This is a genomic window from Pseudomonas rustica, from assembly GCF_018336155.1.
Classification (GTDB): Bacteria; Pseudomonadota; Gammaproteobacteria; order Pseudomonadales; family Pseudomonadaceae; genus Aquipseudomonas; species Aquipseudomonas rustica.
On record NZ_JAGYHF010000004.1, the window covers coordinates 214,884 to 233,690 of the forward strand.

19 protein-coding genes and 1 pseudogene are annotated in these 18,807 nt (G+C 58.8%); 10 read left to right on the forward strand and 10 right to left on the reverse strand.

The window, feature by feature from the left end:
* Positions 1 to 45: 45 nt before the first annotated feature.
* Positions 46 to 1,452: a purine-cytosine permease family protein gene (locus KFS80_RS08895; protein WP_212544572.1), complete on the reverse strand. Its 1,407-nt coding sequence runs from the start codon at positions 1,450 to 1,452 to the stop codon at positions 46 to 48.
* 324 nt (positions 1,453 to 1,776) lie between these two features.
* On the opposite strand from KFS80_RS08895, the gene KFS80_RS08900 reads away from it, so the two are divergent.
* Positions 1,777 to 2,262, forward strand: coding sequence for a flavin reductase family protein (locus KFS80_RS08900; protein WP_212544573.1), 486 nt, complete (start codon positions 1,777 to 1,779; stop codon positions 2,260 to 2,262).
* Positions 2,263 to 2,422: 160 nt separating this feature from the next.
* Positions 2,423 to 3,466: an LLM class flavin-dependent oxidoreductase gene (locus tag KFS80_RS08905; RefSeq protein WP_159814042.1), complete on the forward strand. Its 1,044-nt coding sequence runs from the start codon at positions 2,423 to 2,425 to the stop codon at positions 3,464 to 3,466.
* Positions 3,467 to 3,593: 127 nt separating this feature from the next.
* On the opposite strand, the gene KFS80_RS08910 is transcribed toward KFS80_RS08905, so the two are convergent.
* Entirely contained in the window at positions 3,594 to 4,193 is a 600-nt protein-coding gene (locus tag KFS80_RS08910) for a hypothetical protein (protein ID WP_159814044.1), read from the reverse strand.
* Between the two features lie 98 nt (positions 4,194 to 4,291).
* Positions 4,292 to 4,641, reverse strand: a pseudogene (locus KFS80_RS27275) (winged helix-turn-helix transcriptional regulator); the annotation flags it as partial.
* Positions 4,642 to 4,806: 165 nt separating this feature from the next.
* Here KFS80_RS27275 and KFS80_RS08920 point away from each other — a divergent pair.
* From KFS80_RS08920 to argE, 5 genes are all read left to right on the forward strand, one after another.
* Positions 4,807 to 5,625 carry an alpha/beta fold hydrolase gene (locus KFS80_RS08920; protein WP_212544574.1) on the forward strand — a complete coding sequence of 273 codons (819 nt, stop codon included), beginning with the start codon at positions 4,807 to 4,809 and terminating at the stop codon, positions 5,623 to 5,625.
* A gap of 352 nt (positions 5,626 to 5,977) precedes the next feature.
* On the forward strand, positions 5,978 to 7,297 hold the full coding sequence (locus tag KFS80_RS08925; protein ID WP_212544575.1) for a flavin-containing monooxygenase: 1,320 nt from the start codon (positions 5,978 to 5,980) through the stop codon (positions 7,295 to 7,297).
* Between the two features lie 58 nt (positions 7,298 to 7,355).
* Positions 7,356 to 7,772 (forward strand): RidA family protein, encoded by a 417-nt coding sequence (locus KFS80_RS08930; RefSeq protein WP_212544576.1) that lies wholly within the window; start codon positions 7,356 to 7,358, stop codon positions 7,770 to 7,772.
* A gap of 126 nt (positions 7,773 to 7,898) precedes the next feature.
* Positions 7,899 to 8,576, forward strand: coding sequence for a DUF1028 domain-containing protein (locus tag KFS80_RS08935; RefSeq protein WP_212544577.1), 678 nt, complete (start codon positions 7,899 to 7,901; stop codon positions 8,574 to 8,576).
* Complete coding sequence (argE, locus tag KFS80_RS08940; RefSeq protein WP_212544578.1) at positions 8,573 to 9,721, forward strand: acetylornithine deacetylase; 1,149 nt, start codon at positions 8,573 to 8,575, stop codon at positions 9,719 to 9,721. The genes KFS80_RS08935 and argE overlap by 4 nt, the downstream gene beginning before the upstream one ends.
* Before the next feature lie 18 nt (positions 9,722 to 9,739).
* Here the strand turns inward: argE and KFS80_RS08945 are convergent, their stop codons facing one another.
* Positions 9,740 to 10,651, reverse strand: coding sequence for a LysR family transcriptional regulator (locus KFS80_RS08945; RefSeq protein WP_053121255.1), 912 nt, complete (start codon positions 10,649 to 10,651; stop codon positions 9,740 to 9,742).
* A 463-nt stretch (positions 10,652 to 11,114) separates the two neighbouring features.
* Here KFS80_RS08945 and KFS80_RS08950 point away from each other — a divergent pair, with 463 nt between their 5' ends.
* Positions 11,115 to 12,530: a purine-cytosine permease family protein gene (locus tag KFS80_RS08950; protein ID WP_053121257.1), complete on the forward strand. Its 1,416-nt coding sequence runs from the start codon at positions 11,115 to 11,117 to the stop codon at positions 12,528 to 12,530.
* A gap of 66 nt (positions 12,531 to 12,596) precedes the next feature.
* On the opposite strand, the gene KFS80_RS08955 is transcribed toward KFS80_RS08950, so the two are convergent.
* The 3 genes from KFS80_RS08955 to KFS80_RS08965 are packed head-to-tail and all read right to left on the reverse strand — an operon-like array spanning position 12,597 to position 14,805.
* Positions 12,597 to 13,460, reverse strand: coding sequence for an NmrA family NAD(P)-binding protein (locus tag KFS80_RS08955; RefSeq protein ID WP_159814058.1), 864 nt, complete (start codon positions 13,458 to 13,460; stop codon positions 12,597 to 12,599).
* A 38-nt stretch (positions 13,461 to 13,498) separates the two neighbouring features.
* The gene (locus KFS80_RS08960) at positions 13,499 to 14,035 is read right to left on the reverse strand and encodes a carbonic anhydrase (RefSeq protein ID WP_212544579.1); all 537 of its coding nucleotides are present in this window, start codon (positions 14,033 to 14,035) and stop codon (positions 13,499 to 13,501) included.
* A 26-nt stretch (positions 14,036 to 14,061) separates the two neighbouring features.
* Positions 14,062 to 14,805 carry an SDR family NAD(P)-dependent oxidoreductase gene (locus KFS80_RS08965; protein WP_159814062.1) on the reverse strand — a complete coding sequence of 248 codons (744 nt, stop codon included), beginning with the start codon at positions 14,803 to 14,805 and terminating at the stop codon, positions 14,062 to 14,064.
* Between the two features lie 164 nt (positions 14,806 to 14,969).
* Between KFS80_RS08965 and KFS80_RS08970 the strand changes: the two genes are divergently transcribed.
* Positions 14,970 to 15,878: a LysR family transcriptional regulator gene (locus KFS80_RS08970; protein WP_212544580.1), complete on the forward strand. Its 909-nt coding sequence runs from the start codon at positions 14,970 to 14,972 to the stop codon at positions 15,876 to 15,878.
* Position 15,879: 1 nt separating this feature from the next.
* A complete protein-coding gene (locus KFS80_RS08975) occupies positions 15,880 to 16,503 on the forward strand; it encodes a glutathione S-transferase family protein (RefSeq protein WP_212544581.1) in 624 nt (207 codons plus the stop codon).
* A gap of 54 nt (positions 16,504 to 16,557) precedes the next feature.
* Here KFS80_RS08975 and KFS80_RS08980 read toward each other — a convergent pair whose 3' ends face one another.
* The 3 genes from KFS80_RS08980 to ptrR all read right to left on the reverse strand — a co-directional run bounded on the left by KFS80_RS08980 (position 16,558) and on the right by ptrR (position 18,752).
* The gene (locus KFS80_RS08980; RefSeq protein WP_158957911.1) at positions 16,558 to 16,986 is read right to left on the reverse strand and encodes a TOBE domain-containing protein; all 429 of its coding nucleotides are present in this window, start codon (positions 16,984 to 16,986) and stop codon (positions 16,558 to 16,560) included.
* 141 nt (positions 16,987 to 17,127) lie between these two features.
* Entirely contained in the window at positions 17,128 to 17,790 is a 663-nt protein-coding gene (locus tag KFS80_RS08985) for a M24 family metallopeptidase (protein WP_212544582.1), read from the reverse strand.
* 83 nt (positions 17,791 to 17,873) lie between these two features.
* Complete coding sequence (ptrR, locus tag KFS80_RS08990; RefSeq protein ID WP_212544736.1) at positions 17,874 to 18,752, reverse strand: putrescine utilization regulator PtrR; 879 nt, start codon at positions 18,750 to 18,752, stop codon at positions 17,874 to 17,876.
* Positions 18,753 to 18,807: the final 55 nt, after the last annotated feature.

An 18,807-nucleotide genomic window follows, 5' to 3' on the forward strand; every position in this document is an offset into this window, starting at 1 on the left:
TCCCGCAAGTCAATTGTGGTGAGGGGACATCACCAGAGAAATCGGTTAGGGGCGATAGCTCAGTTTTGCCACCCTGCTCTGCTGCGCCTGCCCACGTGTCGCCAGGCAGTAATACAGCGGCACAGTGACCACCAGCCCGACCAGCCACGACAGATCCGCACCCTCCACCAGATTGGCGTACGGCCCGACATACAGCGAAGTGTTGGCGAACGGCAGCTGCACAATGATGCCGATGAAGTACGCAACGATCGCGTGCAGATTGAAGCGTCCGTAAATCCCGCCGTCAGCGCGGAAGATCGAGGTGATGTCGTAGCTGCCGCGTTTGATCAGGTAGAAGTCGATCAGGTTGATCGACGCCCACGGCACCAACACCAGCAACAGCGCCAGAATCAGCCCGATAAACTCGGAGATGAAATCCGCCGAGGCACCCAGCGCCACCACGCAGCAACCCGCCAACACGACACTCGATAGCACCACGCGCACCTTGATGCTCGGCGTCCATTGGCTGGCGAAGGTCTGGATCGAGGTGATGATCGACAGCACCGCGCCATACAGATTCAGGGCGTTATGGCTGATGATATTGAGCAAAAACAGCACCATCAAAATCGGCCCCAGCCAGCCCGTCGACTGCTTGACCGCCGCCATCGCCTCGGTGCCTTCCGGAGTCGCCAACACCGCCACTGCGCCGAAGCTGAACGACAGAATTGTGCCCAGCGTCGCGCCCAGATACGTCGCCCAAAACGGCTTGGCGATGCCGATATCCGCCGGCAAATAACGCGAATAGTCGGACACGTACGGCGAGAAGCTGATCTGCCAGATGATCCCCAACGACACCGTCGCCAGCCAACCGGACAGGTTGAAGCTGCCGCGCGTGAGGAAGTCCGCAGGCAAGTCATGGGCGAAGATATAGATGAACCCGGCGAGCAACGCGCTGCCCATCACCCAGGTGCCGATGCGGTTCAGCGTGTGAATGAAGTTGTAGCCGATCACGCCAATGGCCGTGGCCGCCAGCGCACCAATCAAAATGCTCAGCGGAGCCGGCACCGACGGCGCAAGGCCGACGATGGATTTACCCGCCAGCACGATGTTGGAAATGAAGAAGCCTATGTAAATGATCGCCGCAAAAAACACGATCAACAGCGCGCCATAACGCCCGAACTGACCGCGACTCTGCACCATCTGCGGAATGCCCATGCGCGGGCCTTGCGCCGAGGCCAGCGCAATCACCACGCCGCCAATCATGTGCCCCAGCGCAATCGCCAGCAGGCCCCAGAGCAAATCGAGATGGAACACCTGAACCACCATGGCGCCGGTGACGATGGGCAGTGGCGCAATGTTGGTGCTGAACCAAAGAGTGAATAGGTCGCGGGCCTTGCCGTGGCGTTCCGCGAGTGGGACGTAGTCGACCGTATGATTCTCGATCAACGGATCTTGCCTGGACATCTGGGGCATAGGAATGAACTCGAGTTTGTCTGTTCTTATCTTTGTATGAAGCCAAACCGGGGGGACTCTCTGGCCGCCCCTCAGATGCAGACCATATTATGGTATTCCAAACTTTTCACAAGACTGATCCGTAGTTCACAGCACTAACTGATACGTCATCCTCCCTGAAACCGCGGCTCACAGGCCAGCCGCAAGCCCAATAAACGTTGAGTTTCCGACGAAAGCACCACGTTAATCGGTTCAGCTTAAAAGCCCTTGCAAAGTAAAATTACTGGTATACCATCAGACCAACAAATACATAAAAATCGCGTCACAACACCCGAGGACCGTCCAATGATCGATGCAGCCAGCTACAAACAAGTCATGGGCTCGTTTCCGTCCGGCGTCACTGTCATCACCACGCTGGATGATGACGGGCAGATCGTCGGCCTGACCGCCAGCGCCTTCAGCTCGCTGTCGATGGATCCTGCGCTGGTGCTGTTCTGCCCCAACTACAGCTCCGACTCCTACCCTGTGCTGATCAAGAACAAACGCTTCGCGATTCATGTTCTGTCCGGCGGCCAGCAAAGCGAAGCCTACGCTTTCGCCCGCAAAGGCAAGGACAAGGCGCACGGCATCGAGTGGACGCTGAGCGAACTGGGTAACCCGATTCTGGCCAATGCGACGGCTATCATCGAGTGTGAACTGTGGCGCGAATACGAAGGCGGCGACCACGCCATCATGGTCGGCGCCGTGAAGAACCTGATCGTCCCCGAGCAGCACAGCGGCCCGCTGGTGTACTGCCACGGCAAAATGGGCGCCCTGCCCGTCCTGGCCTGAATAGATCAATGTAGGAGCTGCCGAAGGCTGCGATCTTTTGATTTTGCTTTAAAGACCAGATCAAAAGATCGCAGCCTTCGGCAGCTCCTACAGAGTTCAGCGTAAGCAGGCGAAGGCCTACAAGTTTTTGCCTCAACAACAAAAGATCCGAGGAAGCGTGATGAAATTTTCCCTGTTCGTACACATGGAGCGCTGGGACGAAAGCGTCAGCCACCGCCAACTGTTCGAAGACCTGACCGAACTCACCCTGATGGCCGAGGCCGGCGGTTTCAGCACCGTGTGGATCGGCGAACACCACGCGATGGAATACACCATCTCGCCAAGCCCGATGCCGCTGCTGGCCTACCTCGCGGCAAAAACCACGACCATCCACCTCGGCGCCGGCACCATCATCGCGCCGTTCTGGCACCCGCTGCGAGTGGCCGGTGAATGCGCGTTGCTCGACGTGATCAGCAACGGTCGCATGGAAGTCGGGCTGGCCCGTGGCGCCTATCAGGTTGAATTCGATCGCATGGCCGGCGGCATGCCTGCCTCTTCCGGCGGTCAGGCCTTGCGTGAAATGGTTCCGGTGGTGCGCGCCCTGTGGAAAGGCGATTACGCCCACGACGGTGACATCTGGAAATTCCCCACTTCGACCAGCGTGCCGAAGCCGATTCAGCAGCCGAACCCGCCGATGTGGATCGCCGCCCGCGATCCGGATTCGCACAACTTCGCCGTGGCCAACGGCTGCAACGTGATGGTTACGCCGTTGATGAAAGGCGACGAAGAAGTTCTCGACCTGAAGAACAAATTCCAGACCGCACTGAACAACAACCCCGACGTGCCGCGTCCACAATTGATGGTGCTGCGTCATACCCACGTACACACCGCAGACGATCCGGACGGCTGGAAAGTCGGCGCCAAAGCGATCTCGCGCTTCTACCGCACCTTCGACGCGTGGTTCGGCAACAAGCAAACCCCGGTCAACGGCTTCCTCGACCCAAGCCCGGAAGAGAAGTTTGCCGGACGTCCTGAGTTCGAACTGGAAAGCCTGCACAAAACCGCAATGATCGGCACGCCGGAGGAGATTATTCCGCGCATCAAGTACTACCAGGAACTGGGCGTCGATGAGTTCAGCTTCTGGTGCGACAACAGCTTGCCGCATGCCGAGAAAAAGAAATCGCTGGAGCTGTTTATCAAGCACGTGGTGCCGGCGTTTCGCTGAGTGATCTGCTGATCAGGCCTGGCCAATGAAAACGCCCCGATTGATTCGGGGCGTTTTTTACTCGAAGTCGATTGAGCCGCGCATAAACTACCCACCCTTACCCCTCTAGGTTATTCCCGCAAACAGGTCAACAAAAAAGTCTGTTAAAAACCAATCCAATGGAATTGTTCACAACAATCTGTCCAAAGGTAAAATCCAATGTGTCCGAGACTACAACCAGCGACCTTAAACTCTCGGGAAAGTCTTCAATCCCCGCAGGTACAGTTGGAACTAAAAACCGAAAATAGTCCCCATTTGATGCTTTTCCTTCATATCCGACCGGATAATCTTCGCCAGGAGAAGAGCTTTCCAATGCATGATAAACGTAAAATCCTTTGATTGACGGAATTGAATACTCTGAGAGTGTTTGATCAAAACCTGCTCTTTCTGAAACTATCAACTCCACATCTTTGCGCGAATGAGTATTACGGTATCTGCGAAATGAATACACATCTAACAAAGTTCGACCTGCCTTATTCTCTGGATAATCAGTAAAATCTAACGACTCCTCCCATAAAAACTCATTGATACCATCGAGTTTCGCTTCCAAGCCTGGAACATCCAGCAACACAGGAGGGAGGCGACCAAAACAGTTGTTTACCATCACTGCTATAAGTCCATTTTTATCCATGGCGAACCAAGTGATTATTTCTCCGAAACCAGGCTGCCAATCTTTATTCAGTGACATCACTTTCTCTCCGGCCAGCTAACTATGCTGTCAGCACAAGTATCAATTTTAGCGACGTTCCAAGTGAAACAATCACGGCGCCATTGTAGCCCCCCGAGCTAGTGCTCGACCGCCAAGCGGGTCGCTACAGCCTCCGGTGCGAACACGCGACCACCGGTTGCCATCAGCTCCAGCTTGCGAATCGGCTGACGATTTTTTACATCAACCATCACCGAGCCCGGCGCATACATGCATTCCCCGCCTCATTGCGACAACGCAACGATCACCGTCTACAACGCTTTGCCACGTTCAGTCAGCACGTATTCCTTTGCGCACCGCCATCCGCTGCGGGCACTGTTTGCAGGATGCCCTGCTCGACCAGGCCCTTGAGCCGGGCGCTGAGCAGGTTCTTGGCGGTGGCCAGGTTCTTCTGAAAATCACTGAATCGCCGAATCCCGTCCAGCGCATCACAAAAGGTACTCCACTGACGGATCAAAGGTTGCATCAACCAACTCTGCTATGGATTAGAACCGATATAACCCAGCACTTGCATACAAGTAGCAGCAACACATTGCGCCGATAGTGAAGGCTGCCATTTCGGCTTTCCGAATCATCGCTGACGCAAGGAGTTTGCATGAGCACCTTCACCACGCAAGACGGCACCGAGATCTATTTCAAGGACTGGGGCAGCGGCAAACCCGTGCTGTTCAGCCATGGCTGGCCGCTGGATGCCGACATGTGGGAATACCAGATGGAATACCTGAGTAGCCGTGGCTACCGCACCATCGCGTTCGATCGCCGGGGTTTCGGCCGCTCCGATCAGCCGTGGACAGGTTACGACTACGATACTTTCGCCGATGACATCGCGCAATTGATCAACCATCTGGATCTGCGTGACGTCACCCTGGTGGGCTTCTCCATGGGCGGTGGCGATGTCAGCCGCTATATCGCCCGTCATGGCAGCGAGCGCGTTGCCGGGCTGGTGTTGCTGGGCGCGGTGACGCCGTTATTTGGCAAGAAAGCTGACTTCCCGGAAGGCGTCGACACGTCGGTATTCGACGGCATCAAGGCTGGCCTGTTGAAGGATCGTGCGCAGTTCATCGCCGATTTTGCCGCGCCGTTCTATGGCACCAATCAGGGCCAGAAAGTCTCTGACGGCGTACTCACGCAGACCCTGAATGTGGCTCTGCTGGCGTCGCTCAAGGGCACCGTGGATTGCGTTACTGCGTTCTCGGAAACCGACTTCCGTCCGGACATGGCCAAGATCGATGTGCCGACGCTGGTGATTCATGGCGACGGCGATCAGATTGTGCCGTTTGAAACCACGGGTAAGCAGGCTGCTGCGCAGATCAAGGGTGCTGAGTTGAAGGTGTATGCCGGTGCACCGCATGGTTTTGCGGTGACCCATGCGCAAGCATTGAATGAAGACCTGCTGGCGTTCCTCAACCGATAACCCCTCTAAGATTCCCACTACCACTGTGGTGAGGGGATTCATCCCCGTTGGACTGCGCAGCAGTCCCTTTTTTTGAAATCAAAAGAAGGGCCGCTTCGCGACCCAACGGGGATAAATCCCCTCACCACAAGGATTGCACTCTGGTTGAAGATTTTTGTGTGTAGTTGCAGGTTCGTCCACTGCTAGAACCCCCGTATTCAAAGGCCTTCCCCCCCCTGCATCAGAATTTTATCTTCACATCCCAGCTTAATAATATTTTACCGATATCCCCCCTCTCCCTAGTCTGACCTCAAGCCAAACGGACAAGCCAACAGCGCCCGAATCCAACTGCCTTGCTAGGAAGGATGTAGAGATGACCACTGAAATAATAAAAACAGACACGCTGATCGTGGGTGCCGGCCAGGCAGGCGTCGCCATGAGTGAGCACCTGAGCAAACTCGGTGTGCCGCACCTGGTGCTGGAGCGCAACCGCATTGCCGAGCGCTGGCGCACCGGGCGTTGGGATTCGCTGGTCGCCAACGGCCCGGCGTGGCACGACCGCTTTCCGGGTCTGGAATTTGATGATGTCGATCCCGACGGTTTCGCCCCGAAAGAACGCGTGGCTGATTACTTCGAAGCCTATGCGAAGAAATTCAATGCGCCGATCCGCACCGGCGTTGAAGTCAAAAGCGTGGTGCGCAATGTCGGTCGTCCGGGTTTCACCGTCGAAACCTCCGAAGGCGTGATCGAAGCCAGCCGTGTGGTCGCGGCTACCGGTCCGTTTCAGAAACCGGTGATCCCGGCGATTGCCCCGCAAGACGAACGTCTGCTGCAGATCCACTCCGCTGACTATCGCAACCCGCAGCAACTGCCGGAAGGCGCAGTGCTGGTGGTCGGTGCCGGTTCTTCCGGCGTGCAAATTGCCGATGAACTGCAACGCTCAGGCAAGCAAGTTTTCCTCTCCGTCGGCGCCCACGACCGCCCGCCTCGCGCTTACCGCAACCGTGATTTCTGCTGGTGGCTGGGCGTGTTGGGCGAGTGGGATCAAGCGGCGATGAAACCTGGCCGCGAGCACGTGACCATCGCGGTCAGTGGCGCCCATGGCGGGCGCACCATCGATTTTCGCGGGCTGGCCCATCGCGGCATGACCCTGGTCGGTGTGACCGAGTCGTTCAATAACGGCGTGGTCACTTTCAAGCAGGATCTGGTCGGCAACCTCAATCGCGGTGACGAAAACTATCTGGCACTGCTGGATGCTGCCGACGCTTACATCGAGCGTAACGGCCTCGACCTGCCGGAAGAACCGGAAGCACGCGAAACGTATCCAGAGCCTGACTGCGTGAAAAATCCGCTGGCCGATCTGGATCTGGCCAAGGCTGGCATCACCTCGATCATCTGGGCCACAGGCTTCGCCGTGGATTATTCCTGGCTGCAAGTCGCGGCGTTCGATGACAAAGGCAAGCCTGTGCATCAGCGCGGTGTGTCGAGCGAGCCGGGTGTGTATTTCCTTGGTTTACCGTGGCAGTCGCGTCGCGGTTCGTCGTTCATCTGGGGCGTCTGGCACGACGCCAAACACGTCGCCGATCACATCGCGACCCAGCGCAAATATCTGGACTATCGCGACGCCGAGCAGCGTGAAGCCGAACTGCACTCGCCTGCGCATAACAAAATCGCCGACACCGTCGACGCCTGATTTGCTTCTTTCGATCCGGCGCCGATTGCGCCGGGCAACCCTGATTCTGGAGCTGTAAATGAGCACGCCAACCCACACTCGCATCCGTATGTTCAACACCAAAGACACCTACCCGAACCAGACGCTGGACAACGACCTGTGCCAGGCCGTTCGCGCCGGTAACACGGTCTATGTTCGTGGTCAGGTCGGCACTGATTTCGACGGCAATCTGATCGGTCTGGGCGACCCGCGTGCGCAGGCTGAACAAGCGATGTGCAACGTCAAGCAACTGCTGGAAGAAGCCGGCAGCGACATGAGCCACATCGTCAAAACCACCACCTACCTGATCGACCCGCGTTATCGCGAAGCGGTGTATGGCGAGGTGGGCAAGTGGCTCAAAGGCGTGTTCCCGATTTCGACCGGGTTGGTGGTGTCGGCACTGGGGCAGCCGCAGTGGTTGATGGAGATTGATGTGATTGCGGTGATTCCTGAGTAAGGCATAACACCGAGTTATGGCCTTCGCGGGCAAGCCTTGCTCCTACAGAAGCAGATCTTTGTAGGAGCAGAGCTTGCTCGCGAAGAGGCCCTAAAGGACAACCATTTCCTCAAAAGGATTAAAACCATGACCTTTTCAATCGCAGCCCGCTGCGCCGAAACCGGCCAGTTCGGTGTCGCCATCAGTTCCTCCAGCATCGCCGTCGGCGCGCGCTGCCCATGGTTGCTGCCGGGCGTTGGCGCGGTGTCGAGCCAGAACATCACCCTGCCCTCGCTCGGCCCGGAAGTGCTCGCGCTGATGGAGCAAGGCCTGTCGCCGGACGAAGCACTGGACAAAGTCCTCACGCGCAACGGCTACAGCCAGTACCGCCAGATCACCGCGATCAACCACCTCGGCCAGACTGCACACTTCAGCGGTTCGCAGACCCTTGGCGTGCACAATGCAGTCTCCGGCGAACAATGCGTCGCTGCCGGCAACATGCTCGCCGGGCGCTCAGTCATCGAAGCGATGGTCAGCGCCTTCGAAGACGGCGAAGGCCAACTCGCCGACCGTCTGCTCAAAGCCCTGCACGCCGCGCAAGCCCTCGGTGGCGAAGCCGGCCCGGTGCATTCGGCTGCGGTTGTAGTGGTCGGTGAACAGACCTGGCCGATCGTCAATCTGCGCGTGGACTGGGCCGATGAAGACCCGATCGGTCAGTTGCAAAAACTTTGGGACGCCTATCAGCCGCAGCTTCAAGACTACATCGACCGCGCGCTCGATCCCGCCAAGGCCCCGGGTTACGGCGTCGCCGGTGATGATCGATGAACAGCGTCGAGTTGCTCAGAGCGCTGGTGGGTTTCGACACCACCAGCCGTGAATCCAACTTGCAACTGATCGAATTCGTCCGCGATTACCTCGAAGGCTTCGACGTGTCCTGCGCGCTGATCTACAACGATGAGCGCAGCAAAGCCAACCTGTTCGCCACGATCGGCCCGGTGGATCAACCGGGCATCGTGCTGTCCGGGCACACCGATGTGGTGCCGGTCGACGGCCAGCCGTGGACGCTTCCTCCATTCGAACTGACTGAGCGCGACGGCAAAGTGTTCGGCCGAGGCACGGCGGACATGAAGGGCTACATCGCCTGCGTGCTCGCCTTGGTGCCGGCGCTGGTGCAGGCGTCGTTGCGCATCCCGGTGCACATCGCGTTGTCGTATGACGAAGAAGTTGGCTGCCTCGGCGTGCGTTCTTTGCTCAAGGTTCTGCAGCAGCGCCCAGTCAAACCGCTGCTGTGCATCATCGGCGAGCCAACCGAATTGAAACCGGTGCTCGGCCACAAAGGCAAACTGGCGATGCGCTGCGATGTGCACGGCCATCCGTGCCATTCGGCCTACGCGCCACTCGGCGTCAACGCCATCGAATACGCCGCCGAATTGATCGGCGAACTGGGACGCCTCGGTCAGCAACTGAAAGCACCGGAGCATCACGACAAGCGTTTTGACCCGCCCTACAGCACCGTGCAAACCGGTGTCATCAGCGGTGGTAAAGCGCTAAATATCGTGCCTGCCGATTGCCGTTTCGATTTCGAGATCCGTGCCCTGCCCTCGCAGGATCCGGCCTTGGTTGCCGAGGCGCTAAAGAGCTATGCCGAGCGCGAAGTGCTGCCGCGCATGCGTGCGGTCAGTGCGCAAAGTGAAATTCGTTTCAGTGAGTTGTCGGCGTATCCGGGACTGGTCACCGATGCGCAGAGCCAGGCTGCCGAGTTGATTGCGGCGTTCTGCGGCTCAATGGAATTCGGCACGGTGGCATTCGGCACTGAAGGTGGTTTGTTTGATGCGGTGGGCATTCCAACCGTAGTCTGCGGCCCCGGCAGCATGGATCAGGGCCACAAACCGGATGAGTTTGTCAGCCTCGATCAGTTGCAGGCCTGCGATGACATGCTCCAGCGCGTGCTGACGTTTATCCGCGATTGAAACCCGGCTCGACTGCACTCACGCGTACAGTCGGGCCAATTCCTCACGGCAATGGTCGACGAACAACTGCACCGGTTTGGTCAGTTGCACGCGCCGCAACCACGCTGCCGACAATCCCGAACCGGTCACCGTTTCCGCCAACGGCACACACACGACTTGCTGGCCGTCGTAGGTGTAGTCGCTGAACGGTTTCGTCACCAGAATCGAAAAGCCAAAACCATTGCCAACCATGCCGCGCACCATCTCGATCGACGGTGAGCTGAAGACGATATTCGGCGTCAGTCCGCGCTCTTCGAAAATGCTCACGAAGTAGGTGCGGCTCGGCACTACGTCGAGCAGGATCATCGGCTCCAGCACCAGATCGTGCAAAGAAACCTTGGCCTGTTGCGCGAAGCGATGGTTGGCCGGAAGCAAGGCGTACGGCTGTTGCGGTGGCATCAGTGGCGTGGTTTCGATGGTGCTGTCGAGGTCGTGCTCGAACATCATCGCCACGTCGATGCTGCCGGCGGTCAGGGCTTGCACCAGTTCCTGTTGTTCGCCGTCGCGAATGCGGATTTCCACGCCGGGCCAGCGCGCCTTGAAACCGGCGATCAGGCGCGGCAGGTACAGCGGCGCGACGGTTTCGAAACAGCCGATATCGATCTGTCCGGAGACCACGTCGTTGTCGGCCAGGGCGTTTTGTTCGAACTCGTGGGCAACGCGCAACAGTTCCAGCGCCTTGCGATAGAAGCGCGAACCGCTCGGTGTCAGCGAAACGCCCTGGGCGTGGTGGCGGATGAACAACTGCACGCCGAAGCTTTCTTCCAGATGTTTGATCGCGGTGGAGACCGATGGCTGCGCGATGTAGAGCTTGCGCGAGGCTTCGGCGACGCTGCCGCAATCGGCGGTGGTGACGAAGTATTTGAGCTGGCGCAGGTTGTAGGCGGCCATGGGAATCTCCAGAAAATCAAAGGATCGCAGCCTTCGGCAGCTCCTACACAGAGCACCTTTGGTAAGGGGAATATCTGTGGCAAAAGGATTTATCTGTGCCAGAGGATTTATATGTGGCGAGGGGATTTATCCCCGCTGGGCTGCGCAGCGGCCCCTGTTTTTAAAATCAAAAGAGGGGCCGCTTCGCGCCCCATCGGGGATAAATCCCCTCGCCACAGATAAATCCCCTCTCCACAGAAGATGCCCTCCCCACAGGACTGAGCAAAGCCGGATGAGGGTGAAGCCTGAACATACCGGAGCCATACCCCACCCAGAGCATATTTTTTTTAACGTCTGTAGCAACAAACTTACTAATTTATCTATCCCGACGCTTTACCCATGATCGCTTCAACAAGAATTGCGCCGCCCGTGCCGGCGCTTGCCGAAGTACGTCCACGTACTCATCCTTGCCTTGGAGTTCGTCATGGCTACCCCCGCAGCATCCTCCGCTCCGCTGATTGAAAAACACACGATAGGATACGTGCCCCCCGAAGATCGCCACGGAAAGGTCAGGGATCTGTTCACGCTCTGGTTCGGCGGCAACATCGCGCCGTTGCCCATCGTCACCGGTGCGCTGGGCGTGCAGTTGTTTCACTTGAATCTGGTCTGGGGCATCGTCGCGATCCTCGTCGGCCATCTGGTCGGCGGCGTGCTGATGGCGTTGCACTCGGCGCAAGGCCCGCAGATGGGCATTCCGCAGATGATCCAGAGCCGCGCGCAGTTCGGCTCTCTCGGTGCGCTGCTTGTGGTGTTGATTGCCGGCGTCATGTACATCGGTTTCTTCGCCTCCAACATCGTCCTGGCCGGCAAGTCGTTGCACGGCGTGGTTGATAGCGTTCCGGTGCCGGTCGGCATTGTCATCGGCGCCGTGGGTTCGGGGATCATCGGCATCATCGGCTACCGCTTTATCCACGTGCTCAACCGCATCGGCACCTGGGTGTTGGGGATCGGCATCGTCGTCGGATTCGGCTACATCTTTACCCATATTCAGACCGATGATTTCCTCACCCGTGGCAGCTTCAACCTCTCCGGATGGCTGGCCACCGTGTCGTTGGCGGCGTTGTGGCAGATCGCATTTGCGCCGTACGTGTCCGACTATTCGCGTTACTTGCCGGCCGACGTCAAAGTCTCGTCGACCTTCTGGACGACCTATCTGGGTTCGGCGCTCGGTTCGAGCCTGGCGTTCATTTTCGGCGCCGTTGCCGTGCTTGCGACACCGGTTGGCATGGACACCATGGACGCCGTGAAAATGGCCACCGGTTCCATCGGCCCGCTGATGTTGGTGCTGTTTCTGCTCAGCGTAATCAGCCACAACGCCCTCAACCTCTACGGCGCCGTGCTGTCGCTGATCACTCTGGTGCAGACCTTCGCCTACCGCTGGATCCCGACCGCCAAGAGCCGCGCGGTGATCTCGATCATCGTGTTGCTGGCCTGCTGCTTCGCCGCCGTCGGCGCCTCAAAGGACTTCATCGGTCACTTCGTCGATATGGTGCTGGTGCTTTTGGTGGTGCTGGTGCCGTGGACGGCGATCAACCTGATCGACTTCTACGCGATCCACAAAGGCAAATACGACATCCAGTCGATCTTCCAGGTCGATGGCGGCATCTACGGTCGCTACAACCCGCAGGCCTTGCTGGCTTACGCGATTGGCATCGCCGTGCAGATCCCGTTCATGAACACGCCGCTGTACGTCGGCCCGGTGTCGGCACACATCAACGGCGCGGATCTGTCGTGGCTGGTCGGCTTGCTGGTGACGTCGCCGCTGTACTTCTGGCTGGCGAATCGGGATACGTCCTATCGTCGACGGATGATGGGCGGGAAGTTGGCGAGCAGCTTGTAATCATCATCTGCTGAACGCACAAAGGGCCGGAACGCTGTGCAGCGATCCGGCCCTTTTTCGTTACCTTCAGATAAAGCGCTGGCGATGCTCCTCGATGAATTGCGCCGGTGTCTGCAATGGCTGACCGATGATCGCGGCGCCCGTGTCATCGAGCCCTTCCAGGCGTTTCTCACGCTGGTCGATTTTCACTGCGTTGAAGTGCACGGCAAACGCTGGATCGGCATCAACGCCGAGCATCCGCACAAAGTCTTCGACTTCCACCTGCTCGAAACGCACCTCCTTGCCCAGCGTGCTGCCCAACAGAGCGGCGAGTTCACGGTGGCTGTATTCGATCGGGCCGTGCAGCGCATACGCCTGACCGCCGTGGCCTTCGGGTTTGAGCAGAACATTGGCCACCACCAACGCGATATCACTGGCCGCCATGGGCGCAAAACGGCTGTCGGCGTCGAACGGTGTCAGGTAGCGCCCCTCGCGAATAAAGTCGGCGATGTAGAGCATCCATTGGGCGAAAAACGTCACGCGCAGGTGGGTGGATGGAATGCCCGACCAAGTGAAAATCTGTTCCGACATCCAATGGTTCAACGTCGCCTGACTGCGTGCATCCGGTCGCGATTGTTTGTGCGACATGTTGACGATGTGCTTGACCCCCTGCTCTTTCGCCGCTTGGGCAAACAGCGCCGCTGCTTCGACCAGGCCATCGCTCAACGGGTAGCAAAAGTAGGCACCGTCCACGCCTTCCATCGCCGGGCGCAATGACTTGAGGTCGCGCAGGTTACCGAGGTGAATCTCGGCGCCCATGTCCTTGAGCTTTTGCGAGCGGTCATCTTCACGTCGCACCAGCGCTTTGACGCGGTGACCGCGCTCGAGCAGGGCTTTGACGGTTGGCGCGCCAGTGTCGCCGGTAGAACCTGTTACCAAAAACGTACTCATCGTATTTCTCCAGTTCACATTATGAAAATAGGGGGTTGTCAAGGACGCAAGCGGCTGGCCGGCACCACGGTCTCGACGAGCCCAGTGGCGACGTCGTAGACCATGCCGCTGACACTGAAACCAGCAGGCAGCTGTGGGTTGGCTTTCAGCGCTGCGACATCAATGGCCACGGCCTGACGCGGGTCGGCTATCGCCAGTGCCGGCAGTTGTTCCGGGGCCACGCCCATGTACTGCGCAAGCAATGAAGGTGCGTGGTGCAAGCAACCGCGAATGCCGCAATCGGTGTGCTGCAGGATGATCAAGTGCCAGCCCTCACCGATGGCCGCACCGCCGGCCTGAGAAACCCGGCCCAGAATCGCCAGCGTTTCGAACAGTGCCGGGGTGACCCGACCACCGACGTTGCGGATAACTGCAGCCTCGCCGGGTTGCAGGCCGAGCACATCCACCGGGTCAACACGTGGATCGACACAACCGACGATCAGCGCTCGCTGGAAAGGAATGATCTTCAGCTCAGCCGAGAAGCCGTTGGCGGCAAACGCGGCATTGCGTTCGAGCAGGGTTTGCAGAAAGTCCATGGCACACCTCGATCAAGAATGGGCAATCAGCCGCGCTGTGGCAGACGCGTCGACATCAGCGCCTGAAGCTTTTGTGGGTCAGCGGTAAAGGCTTGATGGATGTTGCGCGACTGGGCGCCGGCGATGACTTCATCGTTGATACCGGCTTCAATTGCATTCAGCGCATCTGTCACCACTTCGAGCGGGCTTAGGCGCGGTTCCGGGAGCTTCGCGCCCATCGCCGTTTCGGTTTGTACCGCCAGCACGCCGACCACTTGAGTGCCCTGCCCACCAAGTTCTGCACGCAAACTGCGGGTCAACGACAGGCCGGCGGCTTTCGACGCGGAGTACGTTGCTGCCATCGGCAGGCTGACCAGCGAGAGCATCGACAACATGTTCAACACCGCGCCACCCGAGGCCGCCAGCACCGGTGCAAACGCCCGGGTCAGGGCCAATGGGCCGAAGTAATTCACTTCCATTTCCAGGCGGGCGTCCTGCATGTCCGGCGCGCTGATGGCGCCGTCGAACGCGGCATACCCGGCGTTGTTGATCAGCAACGTGACATCGGCGGCGACGCTGGCAGCGGCAGCCACTTGATCGGGATCCGTCACGTCCAGTGGCAGTGGCACCAGTCGGCGATCGCCACTTTTGAGCAGGTCGGCCAGCGAAGCGGTGTCGCGGACAGCAACGTAGACCTTGGCCGCGCCACGCTTGAGCAGTTCTTCAGCAAATGTGCGACCGATGCCGCGGTTGGCACCGGTAACCAGGGCAATGGAATGGGCGATTTGCATGATGGGTTCCTCGAAAGTCGATAAGGGCAAGTTGCGGAGTTGGCGGCCGTGCCGCGTTTCCGATGTGGCCAATATCAACGCTTCGACTCATGCTCGGTAGCCCGTGAATTGGGCTAAGATTTATCTCGATCCAGCATTAATCCTCCGCGCGCACGGGAACCGGCATGCCACTCAAAGACCTTCACAGCCTGCGGCTCTACACTCGCGTCGCACGCCTGGGCAGCTTCTCCGCCGCCGCACGCGAAGCCGGCCTGACGCAATCCCAGGTGTCGCGAATGATCGCCGAGCTGGAAGCCAGCCTCGGCGCCCGGCTGTTGTCGCGCACCACCCGTGCGGTGGTGCCGACCGAAGCGGGCCTGGAGTTTCTGGCGCGGATGGAACCGATCCTCGCGGCTGTCGACGACGCCGAAAACAGCGTGCGCGAAACCGGTGAATTGCGCGGATTGCTGCGCATCGGCATGCCTTCGACGATGGCCATTCGCGTGGTCATTCCGCGCTTGTCAGCCTTCACCGAACGTCACCCGCAACTGCACCTCGAACTGATGCTCGAAGATCAATGGCAAGACATGGTCAAGGAAGCGGTCGATGTCGGTATTCGCGTCGGCAAGTTGCCGGATCTGGCCGGCACCGCGAAGCTGATTGGCAGCATGCAGCGGATCGTCGTGGCGTCTGCCGCTTATCTCGCGCGGCACGGCACGCCCGCGCGCCCCGAGGATCTTGAACAACATCGGATCATCGGTGGGCCTGCGGCGGCACATGCGTCATCGTGGCAATTCGAACGTGATGGCGAGAGCACATCCGTCAGTCTGACCGCGCAGATTTCGGTCAACGATACTGCCGGAGCATTGGCGGCGGCCGTTGGTGGACTGGGTGTCACTTCGACCACGTCATGGGCTTGCGCGCAGGAGCTGCAGGACGGCACGCTGGTGCAGGTTCTGCCGGCGTGGAAAATGGCCGACCTGCCGGTTCACGCCTACTTTCCCATGGGCCGCGCGACACGTCTGGCGGCACGCGCGTTCGCCGATTTTCTCGCGAGTGCACTTGAACAACCACCCACCCTTTCAGAGCAATGACATGCTGCAAATACTCGGTAAGGCCTCATCGATCAACGTGCGCAAAGTGCTGTGGACGTGTGCTGAATTGCACATCCCGTTCGAGCGAGAAGACTGGGGCTCGGGGTTTCAGCCGACGAATACGCCGGCGTTTCTCGCGCTGAATCCGTGCGCCATGGTGCCGGTAATTCAGGACGGCGATTTCACGTTATGGGAATCGAATACGATCATTCGTTATCTGGCCTCGCGCTATAGCGGCGCGCAGCTTTATCCGACTGAGCCAATGGCTCGGGCGCGGGTCGATCAGTGGATTGACTGGCAGGCTGCGGAGTTGAATCGCTCGTGGTCGTATCCGCTGATGTCGCTGGTGCGCAAGTCGCCGGACTATCAGGACAGCGCTGCACTGGCAGCGGGTTGCCGGGATTGGTCGAAGAACATGGAGATTCTGGATCGACAGCTGGAATTGACCGGCGCTTACGTCAGCGGCAACGAGTTTTCACTGGCGGACATCCCGATCGGACTCTCGGTTAACCGCTGGTTCGAAACACCGCTCAAGCATCCGCACTTGCCCGCCGTCAGCGCCTATTACGACCGCCTGAATCAACGCGATGGCTATCGTTTGTATGGCAGAAACGGTACGCCATAACGCAAAAACCGCTGATCCCGGAATCAGCGGTTTTTTATTTGCCGTAAGAAACTATCAGGCCGGAACACCCAGAATAATGTGCGAAGCCTTGATCACTGCCGTCGCGCTGACGCCTTTGGCCAGGCCCAGCTCGGCAACGGCATCACGGGTTACGATCGAGTAGACCTTCGAACCGCCAGCCAGCTCGATCACCACTTCAGCGTTGACCGCACCATCCGTCACGCTGAGCACTTTGCCTTCCAGGCAGTTGCGCGCCGACAAACGAATGTCGCTGGATTCAGTCATCAGCATCACCCACGGCGCCTTGATCAGCGCAACGGCTTCCTTGCCGACAGCAATGCCGAGGTTCTTGATGCTTTCCATGGTCACGACGGCCACCAGTTGCTCACCGCCCGCCAGGGTCAGAACCACTTCGGCGTTGACGGCGCCGGCCTGAACATTGCTGACTTTGCCTTTGAATACGTTGCGTGCGCTGACTTTCATGATGGACGTCCTGTTTTTTGACTTTGGAGTTAGGAAACGGCGTGCATCATCGAAGTTGCCGCTGTATAAAAACAACTACAGCGCTGCGCTCTGTTGTCACGCCCCCCTACATACAAGCACGCCCTGCGAAACCGGCACGGATCAGATCAGCAGATCTTCATAAAACGCGCCGAACGGCCGTGTCGGATGAGCGATCTGGATTTCCAGAATCCACACACCGGCATTCGGCGCTTGATCGAAGTCGCCAAGGTCGCCGCCACGGTGGATCGCATGAGGGAAATCGCTGACCCGATGGCCTTTGATATTGAGGTTCAGCACCCAGCCCATCGCCTCGGCCTGATCGCTGGCAAAGCGGTACAGCTCAACGCCGGAAACGCCCTGACGCCAGAACCCCTCGACCCGATCGAACAATTCTTTGGCCGCCGCCGCACAGGCGATCATTTCCGGGTCGGAGCCGGTGGTGTAAGTCGCGCCCGCATCGCCTTCGTGCCCCTGCCAGACCACGCCCATGTCGATGAAGAAAATATCGTCCTTAGCCAACAGCGGATCGCCGTCGGAGCGTTGCTTGAAGGTCTTGAGTGTATTGGCGCCGAAGCGAATCAGCAGCGGATGCCAGATCCGGTCCATGTCCAGTTCAACGAGGATTTGCTTGCCCAGCGCCTGCGCTTCGGATTCAAGCATGCCGGGGTTGATCGCCTCGGCAATTGCATCGACGGCTTTCCAGGTGAGTTGTTGGGCGTGGCGCATCGTTTCCAGCAAAAAGCGTTCGCCGACCGCTTCTTTACCGCTTAAGGCTGTGGTCATTTCCTTTGTCCTCATGGCTGCGCTGTATAGTTTTTTATATTGCGAAACGCCGATAAAGATACAGCCATGACACAAGGTGTCAATTACTCTTCGGCACGCACCACCCCACGCTCCTCAAGCAACCGCACAAACATGCTCAAACTGCGCGACACCGTGCCGCGCCGCCACACCAACCAAGTCGTCAGATAGCGGAAATCCTTCGCCAGCGGCCAGACGCTGACCGTCGCACTACCGGGCATGCTTTGCAGCATTTTGCGCGGCATCAGCGCCAGACCGGCGCCCGCACTGACGCAGGCAAGCATGCCGTGGTAGGACTCCATTTCGAAGATCTTGCCCGGCACCGCGGCATCGGTGCTGAACCATTTTTCAAAGTGATGACGATAAGAGCAGTTGGAGCGGAAGGCATAGATATTCTCGCCATTCACATCCGCCGCCCGCTGGACAGGCGCGTGGTTGAGCGGCGCGATGATGACCATTTCTTCTTCGAAGGCCGGCACGCCTTCCAGCGTCGGGTGCAGCACCGGGCCGTCGACAAACGCCGCGGCGAGGCGCCCGGAAAGCACGCCGTCGATCATTGTTCCCGAGGGCCCGGTGGACAGGTCGAGATCGACTTTCGGGTGTAATTGGTTATACGCCGCGAGCAGCTCGGGAATGCGCACTGCCGCGGTGCTTTCCAGCGATCCCAGTGGAAATGCGCCTTGCGGCTCCTCGCCCGCCACGGTCGCGCGCGCCTCTTGCACCAGATCGAGAATCCGTCGCGCGTATTCGAGAAAACTCCATCCGGCCGGCGACAGGCGCAAACGGCTTTTCTCGCGAATAAACAGATCGACACCCAGATCCTGCTCAAGCTGCTTGATGCGCGTGGTCAGGTTCGACGGCACGCGATGGATCTGCGTGGCGGCGGCGCTGATGCTGCCGTGCTCGGCAACGGCTTTGAAGATTTCCAGCTGCACCAGATCCAAAGTCATTCTCCAATCGTGAAAGAAACGATCTTTATTATTCAGTTTCCAGAAAACA

Excerpts from the sequence above, each read along its gene's own strand:
- KFS80_RS08895 (WP_212544572.1), bottom strand. The coding sequence starts at position 1,452 with ATGCCCCAGATGTCCAGGCAAGATCCGTTGATCGAGAATCATACGGTC.
- KFS80_RS08900 (WP_212544573.1), top strand. The coding sequence starts at position 1,777 with ATGATCGATGCAGCCAGCTACAAACAAGTCATGGGCTCGTTTCCGTCC.
- KFS80_RS08905 (WP_159814042.1), top strand. The coding sequence starts at position 2,423 with ATGAAATTTTCCCTGTTCGTACACATGGAGCGCTGGGACGAAAGCGTC.
- KFS80_RS08910 (WP_159814044.1), bottom strand. The coding sequence starts at position 4,193 with ATGTCACTGAATAAAGATTGGCAGCCTGGTTTCGGAGAAATAATCACT.
- KFS80_RS08920 (WP_212544574.1), top strand. The coding sequence starts at position 4,807 with ATGAGCACCTTCACCACGCAAGACGGCACCGAGATCTATTTCAAGGAC.
- KFS80_RS08925 (WP_212544575.1), top strand. The coding sequence starts at position 5,978 with ATGACCACTGAAATAATAAAAACAGACACGCTGATCGTGGGTGCCGGC.
- KFS80_RS08930 (WP_212544576.1), top strand. The coding sequence starts at position 7,356 with ATGAGCACGCCAACCCACACTCGCATCCGTATGTTCAACACCAAAGAC.
- KFS80_RS08935 (WP_212544577.1), top strand. The coding sequence starts at position 7,899 with ATGACCTTTTCAATCGCAGCCCGCTGCGCCGAAACCGGCCAGTTCGGT.
- argE (WP_212544578.1), top strand. The coding sequence starts at position 8,573 with ATGAACAGCGTCGAGTTGCTCAGAGCGCTGGTGGGTTTCGACACCACC.
- KFS80_RS08945 (WP_053121255.1), bottom strand. The coding sequence starts at position 10,651 with ATGGCCGCCTACAACCTGCGCCAGCTCAAATACTTCGTCACCACCGCC.
- KFS80_RS08950 (WP_053121257.1), top strand. The coding sequence starts at position 11,115 with ATGGCTACCCCCGCAGCATCCTCCGCTCCGCTGATTGAAAAACACACG.
- KFS80_RS08955 (WP_159814058.1), bottom strand. The coding sequence starts at position 13,460 with ATGAGTACGTTTTTGGTAACAGGTTCTACCGGCGACACTGGCGCGCCA.
- KFS80_RS08960 (WP_212544579.1), bottom strand. The coding sequence starts at position 14,035 with ATGGACTTTCTGCAAACCCTGCTCGAACGCAATGCCGCGTTTGCCGCC.
- KFS80_RS08965 (WP_159814062.1), bottom strand. The coding sequence starts at position 14,805 with ATGCAAATCGCCCATTCCATTGCCCTGGTTACCGGTGCCAACCGCGGC.
- KFS80_RS08970 (WP_212544580.1), top strand. The coding sequence starts at position 14,970 with ATGCCACTCAAAGACCTTCACAGCCTGCGGCTCTACACTCGCGTCGCA.
- KFS80_RS08975 (WP_212544581.1), top strand. The coding sequence starts at position 15,880 with ATGCTGCAAATACTCGGTAAGGCCTCATCGATCAACGTGCGCAAAGTG.
- KFS80_RS08980 (WP_158957911.1), bottom strand. The coding sequence starts at position 16,986 with ATGAAAGTCAGCGCACGCAACGTATTCAAAGGCAAAGTCAGCAATGTT.
- KFS80_RS08985 (WP_212544582.1), bottom strand. The coding sequence starts at position 17,790 with ATGACCACAGCCTTAAGCGGTAAAGAAGCGGTCGGCGAACGCTTTTTG.